This window comes from Streptomyces sp. NPDC002588, from assembly GCF_040295925.1.
Classification (GTDB): Bacteria; Actinomycetota; Actinomycetes; order Streptomycetales; family Streptomycetaceae; genus Streptomyces.
Map to the genome: position 1 here is coordinate 64007 of NZ_JBEOWF010000028.1, position 12312 is coordinate 76318.

Below are 12312 nucleotides of genomic sequence, written 5' to 3' on the forward strand. Positions count from 1 at the left end.
GGGGGTCCGAGGGCGCGGCCCCCAGGACCCGCACCCGCTAACGTGGGCAAGATGAGCACCGAGGACCACCCGGCCCCCCGGTCCCTCGCGGAATCGCTCCGCGGCAGGGACGACTCCTCCCTTGCCGCCCTTCTGCGCAGTCGCCCCGACCTCGTCAACCCGGTCCCCACCGACCTCACCCAGCTCGCCACCCGCGCGGGTACCCGAGCCTCCGTCGTGCGGGCCCTGGAGCGCCTGGACCGGTTCGCGCTGCAGACCGCGGAGGCGCTGGCGGTGGCCGGCGACCCGGCGGCCTACGACGAGCTGCTCGCGCTCATGGCCGGGGACGAGCGCGACGCCGGGGTCACCGCCGCGCTCCCCGCCGCTCTGACGGCGCTGCGCACGCAGGCCCTGGTGTGGGGCGCCGACGACCGGCTGCGGCTGGTGCGCACGGCGCGTGAGCTGCTCGCGCCGTCGCCGCAGCACCCGTCCCCGACCGGGCTGGGGCCGAGTGTGCGGGAGGCGACGGCGGGGATGTCGCCGGGGCGGATCCAGGAGATCGTGGCGGCGGCCGGGCTGCCCTCCACGCACGACTCGGTCACCGCGGTGGACGCGCTGACCTCGCTCTTCACGCACCGCCGGAAGATGGCCCGGCTGCTCAAGGCCGCGCCGGCGGAGTCCGTCGAGGTCCTGGAGCGGCTGGTGTGGGGGCCGCCGTACGGCCAGGTCACCCATGATCCCGCCCCGCGGCTGCGCTGGCTGCTGGACCGCGGCCTGCTGCTGCCGACGACGCCCGGCACGGTCGTACTCCCCCGCGAGGTGGCTCTGCATCTGCGCGGCGGGCGGGCGCACCGGACGCCGGAGCCGGTGCCGCCCGCCGTTGAGCCGGCCGTGACCCATCGTCCACAGGTTGTGGACAGTACGGCGGCCGGGCAGGCGTACACGGCGCTGGCGACCGTGGAGGAGCTGCTGAAGGACTGGGACGAGGGCGGGCCCTCGGTGCTGCGGGCGGGCGGCCTGAGCGTCCGGGACCTGAAGCGGACCGCCGTCGCCCTCGACGTGCCGGAACCGGTGGCGGCGTTCTGGGTGGAGCTGGCGTACGCGGCCGGGCTGATCGCCTCCGACGGCGAGGCCGACGAGCGGTACGCGGCGACCCCGGCCTATGACGAGTGGCTGGAGCGGCCGGCGGCCGAGCGGTGGGCGCGGCTGGTGGAGGCGTGGCTCCCGGCGACCCGGACGTCGGGGGTGGTCGGCGGGCGGGACGCGAAGGAGCGCGCGCTGTCGGCGCTCGGCCCGGGCCTCGACCGCTCCGCCGCGCCCGAGGTGCGGCACCGGGTGCTGGCGTTGCTGGCGGCGCTGCCGGAGGGTGCGGCGCCCGGCCCCGACGCGGTGCTGGCCCGGCTGCGGTGGGAGCGGCCGCTGCGGGGACCTCAGGGCCAGGACGATCTGCGGGCGCGGCTGGCCCGCTGGACGCTGACGGAGGCCGAGTTGCTGGGGGTGACCGGCCGGGGCGCGCTGTCCGCGCAGGGGCGGGCGCTGCTCGGCGCACCGGCTGCATCGACCAGGCCCCCGAAGGAGTCGGCGGGGCCGGCGGGGCCCGGCGACAAGCTGCCCGTGCACCATCACCGGTCGCCCGCTCCCGTCCTGGAGCCGCTGTCCCCGCCCGAGCAGACCGTCGCCTGTGCGGCCGCGGCCCGGCTGCTGGCCCCCCTCCTGCCCGAGCCTCTCGATCACGTCCTTCTCCAGGCGGACCTGACCGCGGTGGCGCCCGGCCCGCTGCGCCGCCCGCTCGCCGATGTGCTGGACGTCCTCGCGGACGTGGAGTCCAAGGGTGGCGCGACCGTCTACCGCTTCACGCCGGCCTCCGTACGGCGGGCTCTGGACGCCGGCCGCAGCGCCTCCGACCTGCACGCCTTCCTCACCGAGCACTCCCGTACGCCGGTGCCGCAGCCGCTGGCCTACCTGATCGACGACGTGGCGCGCAGACACGGCCATCTGCGGGTCGGCGCGGCTTCGGCGTACGTCCGCTGCGACGACGACACCGTGCTGAACGAGATCCTCGCCGACAAGCGGGCGGCCGCCCTGCGGCTGCGACGCCTCGCGCCCACCGTGCTGGCGGCCCAGGCGGACCCTGCGACGCTGCTCGAGGGACTGCGCGCGATGGGCTACGCGCCCGCGGCGGAGTCCGCCGAGGGCGATGTCCTGATCACCCGTGCCCACGCCCACCGCACCCCGCCCCGCACGGCTCCCGAGCCGGTGCCGGAGGGTCCGCCGGTCCCCGACACGACCCTGCTGACGGCGGCTGTCCGCGCGATCCGGGCGGGCGACCTGGCCTCGACGACGCCCCGCAAGCCGGCCGACCCGGCGGTCCCGGCGGCCCCGGGCGAACTCCCCCGTACCGGCTCCGCCGAGACCCTCGCCACCATGCAGGCCGCCGTCCTCACCGGCGAGGCGCTGTGGATCGGCTACGTCAACGCCGAGGGCGCCGCGAGTCAGCGCGTCATCGCCCCGGTACGGGTGGAGGGCGGCTTCGTGACGGCGTACGACCACACGGCGGACGAGGTACGGACCTACCCGCTGCACCGGATCACGGGCGTGGCGGAACTGGCCGACGACTAGTGCCGCGGCAGGCAACGTTTGCCCGTCAAGGAGCGGCGTCCGGCGCGTGCTCTCGGCGTGCCGGGTGCAAGCCCTCGTACTGGACGTACTTGGGCTTGTGCCCGGTGCGGCGGTGGGGGCCCCTCCCGCTCGAGCGAAGTCGAGAGTGGGGGAGCGTGCCGGGCGTCGCGACGGGGCGAACGTTGCCTGCCGCGGCACTAGTAGCCAGGGCCCTAGCAGTCCTTCACCGGGGACCCGGCCGGCAGGCTGAAGTAGGTTCGGGCCCGGGACTCCAGGCGGGACGAGTCGACGGCGTCGCCGAGCCGGGAGGCCGTGGAGGAGCCGAAGTGGTCCTCCGCCCATTCGGCGGAGCCGGCGCCGTCCGGCGCCTCCTCCTGCGCCACGACGCGATAGCGGCTCCCCGTCTCCCGCTCCAGACGCATCACCTGCGGGACGTCCGCGCCGCTGCACTCCACGAGGGCGCCCTCGCGCACCCCGTACTCCATGCACAGGGTGTCGACGCCCGCCCGCACCAGGCCGTCGCTCTCCTGGAGGTCCAGTGCCTCCGCCTCGCAGAACCACTTCGCTCTGAGCGCGGGCTCACTCTCGCCGTACCCGTCGCCCTGGGCCTGTGCCACGAGCCGGGCCTCGATCGCGGGCCGTACGTCGGCCCACAGTCCGGCGTCCACCCCGGTCGACCCGCGCGCCCACGCCCCGGTCGCCACCAGCACCACCACGGCCCCCACGCCGGGCCCCCAGACGCGTACCGAAGTCACCGCGAGCTCCTCACCGAGCCGCGCGCGCTGCGCGGCTTCCCCCGGACAAGACAGTCGAGACGGGCTCGGGGTTGCCTGCGGGATGGGGCACACTGGACGTTTGGCCACGACGTCTGGCCGTGCGGAAAGGATGTGCGTACCACGTGAACGGACCGCTGATCGTACAGTCGGACAAGACCCTGCTCCTCGAGGTCGACCACGAGCGGGCCGACGACTGCCGTCGGGCCATCGCGCCGTTCGCCGAGCTGGAGCGGGCGCCTGAGCACATCCACACCTACCGGGTGACTCCGCTGGGACTGTGGAACGCGCGGGCGGCGGGACATGACGCCGAGCAGGTGGTGGACGCGCTCGTGGAGTACAGCCGCTACCCGGTTCCGCACGCTCTGCTCGTCGACATCGCGGAGACGATGGACCGCTACGGCCGGCTGACGCTCAGCAAGCACCCCGCGCACGGGCTCGTGCTCACCACCACCGACCGGCCGGTCCTGGAGGAGATCCTGCGCTCGAAGCGGATCATCCCGCTCGTCGGGGCCCGGATCGACCCGGACTCGGTGGTCGTGCACCCCTCCGAGCGCGGGCAGATCAAGCAGACCCTGCTGAAGCTGGGCTGGCCGGCCGAGGACCTCGCCGGGTACGTGGACGGCGAGGCGCACCCGATCGAGCTGGCCGAGGACGGCTGGGCGCTGCGGCCCTATCAGAAGCAGGCGGTGGAGAACTTCTGGCACGGCGGCAGCGGGGTCGTGGTCCTGCCCTGCGGTGCGGGCAAGACGCTGGTCGGGGCGGGGTCCATGGCCCAGGCGAAGTCGACGACCCTGATCCTCGTCACGAACACGGTCTCGGCGCGGCAGTGGAAGCACGAGCTGGTGAAGCGGACCTCGCTGACCGAGGACGAGATCGGTGAGTACAGCGGGACGAGGAAGGAGATCCGCCCGGTCACCATCGCCACGTACCAGGTGCTGACGACGAAGCGGAAGGGCGTCTATCCCCATCTGGAGCTGTTCGACTCCCGGGACTGGGGCCTGATCGTCTACGACGAGGTGCACCTGCTGCCGGCGCCGGTCTTCAAGTTCACCGCCGATCTCCAGGCGCGGCGGCGCCTGGGGCTGACGGCGACCCTCGTCCGCGAGGACGGCCGGGAGTCGGACGTGTTCTCGCTCATCGGGCCCAAGCGGTTCGACGCGCCATGGAAGGAGATCGAGGCGCAGGGGTACATCGCACCCGCCGACTGTGTCGAGGTCCGGGTGAACCTGACCGACTCCGAGCGGCTGGCGTACGCGACCGCCGAGGCGGAGGAGAAGTACCGCTTCTGCGCGACGACCGCGACGAAGCGGAAGGTGACGGAGGCGATCGTGCGGCGGTTCGCCGGGCAGCAGATCCTCGTCATCGGGCAGTACATCGACCAGCTCGACGAGCTCGGTGAACACCTGAACGCGCCCGTGATCAAGGGGGAGACCTCCAACGCCCAGCGCGAGAAGCTCTTCGACGCCTTCCGGGAGGGCGAGATCAGCGTCCTCGTGGTGTCGAAGGTCGCCAACTTCTCCATCGACCTGCCCGAGGCGACGGTCGCCGTGCAGGTGTCGGGCACCTTCGGCTCCCGCCAGGAGGAGGCCCAGCGTCTCGGCCGGGTCCTGCGGCCCAAGGCGGACGGCCACCAGGCGCACTTCTACTCGGTCGTCGCCCGCGACACCATCGACCAGGACTTCGCCGCGCACCGCCAGCGCTTCCTGGCGGAACAGGGCTACGCCTACCGCATCATGGACGCGGACGAACTCCTCGCGGAGGGCTGAGCGGCCGCCTACCTGCGGCGGACGCCAGCCTCCTCGCCGTACTCGCCGAGGATGACCACGTCGAAGGCGGCGCCGGCGAAGACCTTGATCGCGCGCAGGGCGTCGCCGAGGCGGTGGTGGTGTATGTCGGTCAGGGGGGTCGCGCCGGACGGGCGACCGGGGGCTGGGGTGATGGTCGCTGCACTCATGTGTCCATGATGGGATCCGAGGCGTAAAGGGGGCATCGGTCCAGGGTCCCGACCTTGTGTACTACTTGGGTACCCCCTGGGGTACCGACCTCCCCCACCGGGGGTACCGGTCTCCCCTAGGGGGAGGAGCGCGGCGGCTCGGGGGGCCGCGGGCGCCGGGAAAACCGTTCGCGCCCGTCTCCCCCGCTCACCTACAATCTCCGCTCTTGCCCGCCTCCCTCGACGGAGTGCCGTCGTCCGGACGGAAACCGGACGGCATCGCCGTAGCCACACCTTCAGCAGGCCCGGAGGCACCTCCTTGTCCACGTCCGTGCACGACGACGACCCCCTCGCGCGCGAACGCGCCCACCTCGTCTCCTCCCGGTCCGCGCTGCGGGCCATGCGGGAGGACGTCCAGTCGCTGGACATCAGCGATGTCACCGCGAACTGGGTGAACGCCCAGATCCTGGAGCGCCAGATCGAGGACCGCATCAAGGCGCTCGCCGACCTCAGCGACACCCCGCTGTTCTTCGGCCGGCTCGACTACCTGCACGCGCCGGGCGCCGAGCAGGCGGAGGGCGCGGAGGGGGAGCGCTTCTACATCGGGCGCCGTCATGTGCACGATGGCGGGGGCGATCCGATGGTGATCGACTGGCGTGCGCCGGTCTCCCAGCCGTTCTACCGGGCGTCGAAGAAGGACCCGATGGACGTCGGGCTCAGACGCCGCTTCGGCTACACCGGCGGGGACCTCACCGCGTACGAGGACGAGCACCTCTCCGACCCGCGGGAGAGCGCCCGCGCCAGCAAGCTGCTCCAGCGGGAGATCGAGCGGCCGCGTGTCGGTCCGATGCGGGACATCGTCGCCACCATCCAGCCGGAGCAGGACGAGATCGTCAGGTCGGGGCTCGGCGGGACCGTGTGCGTGCAGGGCGGGCCGGGGACCGGGAAGACCGCGGTGGGCCTGCACCGCGTCGCCTACCTGCTGTACGCGCACCGGGAGCGCCTCGCCCGTACCGGCACCCTCGTCATCGGCCCGAACCGGTCCTTCCTCCACTACATCGAGCAGGTGCTGCCCGCGCTGGGCGAGTTGGCGGTCCGCCAGGCCACGGTGGACGACCTCGTCGCGCATGTCGAGGTGCGCGGCACGGACGACGCGGCGGCCGCGGTGGTCAAGGGCGACGCGCGGATGGCGGAGGTGCTGCGCAGGGCCGTCTACTCGCATGTGGCCTTGCCCACCGAGCCCGTCGTCGTGGTGCGCGGGTCCCGGCGGTGGCGGGTCCCGGCGTATGAACTCGAGGAAATGGTGCGGGAGTTGCTCGACCGGGACATCCGCTACGGCGCCGCCCGCGAGGCCCTGCCGCAGCGCATCGCGCACGCCGTGCTGGTGCAGATGGAGCGCTCCGGCGAGGCCCCCGACGACCGGGTGCAGGACGCGGTGGCCCGCAACGTGGCGGTGAAGGCGGCCGTGAAGGAGATCTGGCCGCCCGTCGACCCGGCGAAGCTGGTCCTGCGGCTGCTCACGGACGCGGACTTCCTGGCCGTCCACGCGGAGGGCGTCCTCGACGAGGACGAGCGGAAGACGATCCTGTGGGCGAAGCCCGTCCGGAGCGTGAAGTCGGCCAAGTGGTCCGCGGCGGACGCGGTGTTGATCGACGAGGCGACGGACATCGTCGCGCGCACGCACTCGCTCGGGCATGTCGTGCTCGACGAGGCGCAGGACCTCTCCCCCATGCAGTACCGCGCCGTGGGGCGCCGCTGCACGACCGGCTCGGCGACCGTCCTCGGCGATCTGGCGCAGGGCACCACGCCCTGGGCGACCCGGAGCTGGGCCGAGGCACTCGCCCACCTGGGCAAGTCGGACGGTGTGATCGAGGAGCTCACGGCCGGTTTCCGGGTCCCCACGGACGTCATCAGCTACGCCTCGCGGCTGCTCCCGCACATCGCGCCCGGTCTCACCCCGGTCGCGTCGGTCCGGGAGAACCCCGGCTTCTTCGACCTCCGCCCGGTCACCGGCACCGCCGAAGTGGTGGCGGCCTGCGAGGAGTTGCTGTCGAACGAGGGCTCGACGGGTCTGATCGCCGCCGACGCCCGCGTCCCGGCGCTGGCCGAGGCCCTGACGGCGGCGGGGATCCCGTATCTGGCCCCCGGCGAGGAGACCACCGCCGAGACCCGCCTCACCCTGGTCCCGGCGTCCCTCGCCAAGGGCCTGGAGTACGACTACGTCGCCCTGGACGAGCCGCGTGCCGTGGTCGACGGCGAACCCGACGAGCGCACGGGCCTGCGGCGCCTGTACGTGGCCCTGACCCGGGCGGTCTCGGGCCTGATCGTCACCCACACGGCGCCGCTGCCGCCCCAGCTCGGGTAGGTCACCCGCCGTCCAGCGCCCCCCGCCACTCCGCCACCGCGTCGGCCGACACCGGCTCGGTCCAGCCGTCCGGGCGGGCCGCGCCGCCGATGTGGAAGGCGTCCACCCCGGCGGCCCGCAGGCGGGGGACATGGTCGAGGCGGAGGCCGCCGCCGACGAGGAGTCGCTGCTCGTAGCCCGGTTGTCCGGTACGGGCCGCCTCGGTGAGCAGGGTGAGGAGCCCCTCGTCGACGCCCGCCGCCGAGCCGGCGGTGAGGTAGGTGTCCAGGCCGGGCAGGCCGTCGAGCTGTTTGCGCAGGGCGTCGCGGTCGGCGGCGTGGTCGAGGGCGCGGTGGAAGGTCCAGCGGCAGCCGTCCAGCTCGGCCACGACCCGCTCCACGGCGGCGAGGTCCACCCCGCCCTCCGCGTCGAGGAAGCCCAGCACGAACTCGTCGGCGCCGGCCAGCCGCAGCTCACGGGCGACGCGCACGAGCCGTTCGACGTCCCCCGCCGCGAAGCCGTCCGCCAGCCGCAGCATCACGCGCAGGGGGAGGTCGACGGCGGCCCGGATCCCGGCGAAGGTCGCGACGGGTGGGGTGAGGCCGTCCGCGGCCATGTCGGTGACCAGCTCCAGCCGGTCCGCACCCCCGGCCCGGGCTGCGATCGCGTCCTCGGCGTCGAGGGCGATCACCTCCAGCACTGCACGCTCGCTCATGGGACCCCATCCATCGAAGACAACAGGTCTAAACCAATTTTAGGGTACGCGCGCACACGGGAGAATGGGGCCATGGCCGACCTCGACGCCCTGCGCACCCGCTTCACCCACGCCCTGGAGGCAGCCCGGGGCCCCGGCGGCCACGGCGACCGCCCCGACCCCGCGCGCTACGCCGACGACCTCATCGCCCGCTGGCGGGAACCGCAGCGCCGCTACCACACGCTCACCCACCTCACCGCGGTCCTCGACCACATCGACGTCCTCCGGGAGCACGCCGACGACCCGGCCGCAGTACGCCTCGCCGCCTGGTTCCACGACGCCGTCTACGCCCCCGACCGCTCCGAGAACGAGGAGCGCTCCGCCCGGCTCGCCGAACGCGCCCTGGCCGAGGCGGGGGTGCCCGGGGAGCGGACCGCCGAGGTGGCCCGGCTGGTCCGGCTCACGGTCACCCACGACCCGGCCGACGACGACCGCGACGGCCAGGTCCTGTGCGACGCCGACCTCGCGATCCTCGCCGCGCCGCCCTCCGTGTACGCCGCCTACACCGCCGCCGTCCGCGAGGAGTACCACTTCGTCCCGAGCGACGCCTTCCGCGCCGGCCGCGCCGCGATCCTGCGCCGGCTCCTCGACCTGCCGAGACTGTTCAGAACGCCCTACGGGCAGGCGGAGTGGGAGGCGACCGCACGGTTCAACCTGCGGGGCGAGCTGGAGCTGCTGGCCTCGTGAAGCCTTCCGGCATCCCCACCGACCGCCTCACCCTCGAAGCCGCCGGCCCCCAGGCCCTCGCCGCGCTGCGGACCGGCGACGGCGGGTTCGACTGGCTCGGCGACGGCCCGTACGCGGGCACCCGGGAGGCCGCCGGGATGGTGCTGCGGGCCCACGAAAAGGGCGTACTGCGGCCGCGGTTCGGCCTCTACGTGCTCGTCCGGCGGGAGGACCGGCGGGCGATCGGCAGCATGGGCTTCCACTCCGCCCCCGACGAGGACGGCCGCACCGAGATCGGCTACGACCTGGTCCCGGCCGCCCGCGGCCACGGCTACGCGACCGAGGCGCTGCGCGCGCTGGCCGGCTGGGCCCTCGCCCGGGACGACGTGCGACGCCTGTTCGCCACCGTCGCCCACGACAACGCCGCCTCCCGGGCCGTACTCGAGCGGACCGGGTTCGTCCGGGTCTGGGACGGCGAGGGCGAGTACGCCTACGAGCTGCGCGGCTGAGCCCGCGCTCACCGGCCGGGCTCGACGCTCCCCTTGCGTCTGCGCAGACCGGCGCCCAGCAGCAGCCGCACCACCTCACGGCTGCTGACCTCGACCGCTCCGGCGGCCACCACCTCGCCGTAACGATGCGAGGGGACGTCGTAGTGGTCCCGTTCGAAGGCCCGCCGGGGCACCCCCAACTCCTCGGCGAACCGGTGCAGTTCCTCGTACGAGACATCGCTGACGAGGTGGGACCAGAGCCGGCCGTGGCCCGGCCAGTCCGGCGGATCGATGTAGATCGTCACGGCTGCCTCACGACGACGGGGTCCCGCCCGTGGCGGAGCCCAGCGTGCCCACCGCCGCGACCTTCACGCCCGCCTTGTGGCACACCCAGTGCGGGTCGGGGCCGAGCTCGGGCTCGACGTCCAGGGCGTGCGGATCGCCCGAGCCGCAGACCGGGCACAGCGGCCAGCGCCCGTGGCGTTCGAGGAGCGCGTCCTGCACGTCCTGCGCCACCAGCCCGGCCACGTAGGGCGCGCCCTCCGGCCACTGTTCCACCCACCAGCGGCGCTGCACGACGGAGTCCTCCACCATCGACACCACGTCCGCCACGGCCACGTCACCCGCGGCGAGATCGGCGAGCACGAGGGCGCGCGCGGCGTGCAACGCCTGTTCCAGAGGGCTGACGGAGCGGCCCGGGGACGCGTCGGAGAGGTCGCTGGACGGGCTGTGGGAGGAGTCGTCGGAAGGGTCGTGGGAGGGGTCGTGGGAGGGATCCATGCACCCATTGTGCGCATCCTTGACCGCGGTCCGAGCCGAAAATACCTTTCGTACGTGCCCCGTGACGTGAAGGAAAGTTTCAGCCCGGGCCCCGGCCCCGGCCCCGCGCCCGCCGCCCTCGCCGCCAAGGTCCGCACCCTCGCCCCCTCCATGACCCGCTCCATGCAGCGCGTCGCCGAGGCCGTCGCGCACGACCCCGCGGGCTGCGCCGCACTCACCGTCACCGGCCTCGCCGAACGCACCGGCACGAGCGAGGCGACCGTCGTGCGCACCGCCCGTCTCCTCGGCTATCCCGGCTACCGGGGCCTGCGGCTCGCCCTCGCCGGGCTCGCCGCCCAGCAGCAGTCCGGCCGCGCGCCCGCCCTGACCACCGACATCGCCGTCGACGACTCCCTCGCGGACGTCGTCGCCAAGCTCGCCCACGACGAGCGGCAGACCCTCGCCGACACCGCCGCCGGTCTCGACACCGCGGCGCTCGATGCGGCGGTCACCGCGGCGGCGGCCGCGCGCCGGGTCGACGTGTACGGCGTCGGCGCGTCCGGTCTTGTCGCCCAGGACCTCGTCCAGAAGCTGCTGCGGATCGGGCTCACGGCGCACGCCCACAGCGACACCCACCTGGCGGTGACCAACGCGGTGCAACTGCGGGCGGGGGACGTGGCGGTCGCGATCACCCACTCGGGGTCAACGGGTGACGTCATCGAGCCGCTGCGGGTGGCGTTCGAGCGGGGGGCGACGACGGTGGCGATCACCGGCCGCCCTGCGAGTGCGGTGACCCAGTACGCCGATCACGTGCTGACGACGTCGAGCGCGCGGGAGAGCGAGCTGCGGCCGGCGGCGATGTCCTCGCGGACCGGGCAGTTGCTGGTGGTGGACTGTCTGTTCGTGGGGGTGGCCCAGCGTACGTACGAGCGGGCCGGGCCGGCGCTGGCCGCGTCGTACGAGGCGTTGGCGCACCGGCACAGGTAAAGGTGTCGCACCGGCCCGTCGCAGAAAGACCGGTATCGGAAAGACCCGCATCAGAAAGAACCGTCTCCCATGGCCTCCACCTCCCCTTCCGACGATCTGCGTGCCCAGCTGGACTCGCTCACCACCGAAGCCTTCCGGCCCGAACTCGCCGACATCGACCGGCTGCCCACGCTCGATCTCGCCCGGCTCATGAACGGCGAGGACGCCGGTGTGCCCGCCGCCGTCGCCGCGCAGCTGCCCCGGATCGCCGCCGCCATCGACGCCGTCGCGGAGCGGATGGCGCGCGGTGGGCGGCTGGTCTACGCGGGGGCCGGGACCGCCGGGCGGCTCGGGGTGCTCGACGCCTCGGAGTGTCCGCCGACCTTCAACACCACCCCCGGGCAGGTCGTCGGGGTCATCGCGGGCGGGCCGGAGGCGATGGTCACCTCCGTCGAGGGTGCCGAGGACTCCCCGGAACTGGCCGTCCGCGATCTGGAGGGCCTCGCCCTCACCGCTGACGACTCGGTGGTCGGCGTCTCCGCGTCCGGGCGCACACCGTACGCGGTCGGCGCGGTGGAGTACGCCCGTGCCCGGGGTGCTCTGACCGTGGGGCTGGCCTGCAACCGGGGCAGCGCGCTGGCGGCCGCCGCCGAGCACGGCATCGAGGTCGTGGTCGGCCCGGAGCTGCTCACCGGCTCGACCCGGCTGAAGGCGGGCACCGCGCAGAAGCTGGTGCTGAACATGCTGTCGACGATCACTATGGTCCGGCTGGGCAAAACGTACGGAAACCTGATGGTCGACGTCCGTGCCTCGAACGAGAAGCTGCGGGCCCGGTCCCGGCGGATCGTCTCGCTGGCGACCGGGGCGGACGAGGAGGAGATCGAGGCGGCGCTCGCGGCCACCGACGGCGAGGTCAAGCACGCCATCCTGGTGCTGCTGGCCGGGGTGGACGGGCTGTCGGCCGCCCGCCTTCTGGAGGAGTCCGGCGGTCATCTGCGTGCCGCGCTCGCCGCGGCGGCCCGCTGAGC

General features: G+C 73.8%; 12 protein-coding genes. 7 read left to right on the top strand and 5 right to left on the bottom strand.

The genetic code is table 11. From position 1 onward, the window contains the following. Positions 1-51: 51 nt before the first annotated feature. Positions 52-2598, top strand: a complete 2547-nt coding sequence (locus ABT057_RS29275) for a helicase-associated domain-containing protein (RefSeq protein WP_352346612.1) — start codon at positions 52-54, stop codon at positions 2596-2598. 212 nt (positions 2599-2810) lie between these two features. Here the strand turns inward: ABT057_RS29275 and ABT057_RS29280 are convergent, their stop codons facing one another. After that, entirely contained in the window at positions 2811-3353 is a 543-nt protein-coding gene (locus ABT057_RS29280; protein WP_352346613.1) for a hypothetical protein, read from the bottom strand. Between the two features lie 143 nt (positions 3354-3496). Here ABT057_RS29280 and ABT057_RS29285 point away from each other — a divergent pair, with 143 nt between their 5' ends. Continuing rightward, positions 3497-5140, top strand: a complete 1644-nt coding sequence (locus ABT057_RS29285; protein WP_352346614.1) for a DNA repair helicase XPB — start codon at positions 3497-3499, stop codon at positions 5138-5140. An 8-nt stretch (positions 5141-5148) separates the two neighbouring features. On the opposite strand, the gene ABT057_RS29290 is transcribed toward ABT057_RS29285, so the two are convergent. After that, complete coding sequence (locus ABT057_RS29290) at positions 5149-5328, bottom strand: hypothetical protein (RefSeq protein WP_352346615.1); 180 nt, start codon at positions 5326-5328, stop codon at positions 5149-5151. A 298-nt stretch (positions 5329-5626) separates the two neighbouring features. Here ABT057_RS29290 and ABT057_RS29295 point away from each other — a divergent pair, with 298 nt between their 5' ends. Next, complete coding sequence (locus ABT057_RS29295) at positions 5627-7672, top strand: HelD family protein (protein WP_352346616.1); 2046 nt, start codon at positions 5627-5629, stop codon at positions 7670-7672. 1 nt (position 7673) lies between these two features. Here the strand turns inward: ABT057_RS29295 and ABT057_RS29300 are convergent, their stop codons facing one another. Continuing rightward, positions 7674-8366: a copper homeostasis protein CutC gene (locus tag ABT057_RS29300; RefSeq protein WP_352346617.1), complete on the bottom strand. Its 693-nt coding sequence runs from the start codon at positions 8364-8366 to the stop codon at positions 7674-7676. A gap of 72 nt (positions 8367-8438) precedes the next feature. Here ABT057_RS29300 and ABT057_RS29305 point away from each other — a divergent pair, with 72 nt between their 5' ends. After that, entirely contained in the window at positions 8439-9092 is a 654-nt protein-coding gene (locus ABT057_RS29305) for an HD domain-containing protein (protein ID WP_352346618.1), read from the top strand. Then, positions 9089-9580 carry a GNAT family N-acetyltransferase gene (locus ABT057_RS29310; protein WP_502973977.1) on the top strand — a complete coding sequence of 164 codons (492 nt, stop codon included), beginning with the start codon at positions 9089-9091 and terminating at the stop codon, positions 9578-9580. The genes ABT057_RS29305 and ABT057_RS29310 overlap by 4 nt, the downstream gene beginning before the upstream one ends. Positions 9581-9588: 8 nt before the next feature. Here ABT057_RS29310 and ABT057_RS29315 read toward each other — a convergent pair whose 3' ends face one another. Both ABT057_RS29315 and ABT057_RS29320 read right to left on the bottom strand, forming a co-directional pair. Beyond that, positions 9589-9864, bottom strand: coding sequence for a DUF4031 domain-containing protein (locus ABT057_RS29315; RefSeq protein WP_352346619.1), 276 nt, complete (start codon positions 9862-9864; stop codon positions 9589-9591). 7 nt (positions 9865-9871) lie between these two features. Beyond that, positions 9872-10339 (bottom strand): DUF8819 family protein, encoded by a 468-nt coding sequence (locus ABT057_RS29320; protein WP_352346620.1) that lies wholly within the window; start codon positions 10337-10339, stop codon positions 9872-9874. A gap of 54 nt (positions 10340-10393) precedes the next feature. On the opposite strand from ABT057_RS29320, the gene ABT057_RS29325 reads away from it, so the two are divergent. Continuing rightward, positions 10394-11305 (top strand): MurR/RpiR family transcriptional regulator, encoded by a 912-nt coding sequence (locus ABT057_RS29325; protein ID WP_352346621.1) that lies wholly within the window; start codon positions 10394-10396, stop codon positions 11303-11305. A 69-nt stretch (positions 11306-11374) separates the two neighbouring features. Beyond that, on the top strand, positions 11375-12310 hold the full coding sequence (murQ, locus tag ABT057_RS29330) for an N-acetylmuramic acid 6-phosphate etherase (protein ID WP_352346622.1): 936 nt from the start codon (positions 11375-11377) through the stop codon (positions 12308-12310). Positions 12311-12312: the final 2 nt, after the last annotated feature.

Excerpts from the sequence above, each read along its gene's own strand:
- murQ (WP_352346622.1), top strand. The coding sequence starts at position 11,375 with ATGGCCTCCACCTCCCCTTCCGACGATCTGCGTGCCCAGCTGGACTCG.
- ABT057_RS29305 (WP_352346618.1), top strand. The coding sequence starts at position 8,439 with ATGGCCGACCTCGACGCCCTGCGCACCCGCTTCACCCACGCCCTGGAG.
- ABT057_RS29275 (WP_352346612.1), top strand. The coding sequence starts at position 52 with ATGAGCACCGAGGACCACCCGGCCCCCCGGTCCCTCGCGGAATCGCTC.
- ABT057_RS29320 (WP_352346620.1), bottom strand. The coding sequence starts at position 10,339 with ATGGATCCCTCCCACGACCCCTCCCACGACCCTTCCGACGACTCCTCC.
- ABT057_RS29290 (WP_352346615.1), bottom strand. The coding sequence starts at position 5,328 with ATGAGTGCAGCGACCATCACCCCAGCCCCCGGTCGCCCGTCCGGCGCG.
- ABT057_RS29300 (WP_352346617.1), bottom strand. The coding sequence starts at position 8,366 with ATGAGCGAGCGTGCAGTGCTGGAGGTGATCGCCCTCGACGCCGAGGAC.